General features: G+C 45.6%; 1 protein-coding gene. It reads right to left on the bottom strand.

Annotated elements, in window-relative coordinates:
* A partial coding sequence (locus tag BG32_RS00960; RefSeq protein WP_183084254.1) for a type II secretion system F family protein occupies positions 1–542 on the bottom strand: 542 nt, incomplete at its 3' end.
* Positions 543–596: the final 54 nt, after the last annotated feature.

The following is a 596-nucleotide window of genomic DNA, read 5'->3' as shown; positions in this document are numbered from 1 at the left end:
ACTATTCCCACCGCGAAAACCATCATGAATAGAGGATAAGCCATCGCCGATTTTACCTGATTCTGAAGCTCAACCATCCCCTCATAGAAATCTGCAACCCTTTCGAGAGACTCGTCGAGAACACCACCGGCCTCGCCTGCTTTTACGAGATTGGTAAACAATGGCTCAAACACGCCCGTCTTCTCAAGCGATTCGCTAAAACTCATACCGCCCTCGATATCAAGAACAACACGGGAGATTATCTTCCTGAATCTTCTTGAAAAAAGAACTTGAGTCGAAAGAACTTGCAGCGAGTCTCTTATCCTAACACCGGAAGAAACCATCGTTGCAAGCTGTCTAGAGAAGATACTGACTTCCTTCTGAGAAGCGGGAAATAGAGAGGCCTTCGTATAATTGCGTGTAGTCGATGACTGTTTGATCGAGCTGACAATAAATCCCCTGCTAGAAAGAATTTGGAGGGCCTCAAGTTTAGAATTGGCAGAAAGCTTGCCTTTCTCGGGCTTTCCCTTGATGTTTATAACTTCATAACGGAATTCCGGCATCTCTTACCCCACCTTCTCCAAAAGACAAACAGCATGAACTTGCACGAAACCAGG

This window comes from Mesotoga sp. HF07.pep.5.2.highcov, assembly GCF_003666285.1.
GTDB classification, from domain to species: Bacteria; Thermotogota; Thermotogae; order Petrotogales; family Kosmotogaceae; genus Mesotoga; species Mesotoga prima.
The sequence above is the reverse complement of the archived record's forward strand: the minus strand, read 5'-3'. Positions and strand labels throughout refer to the sequence as shown.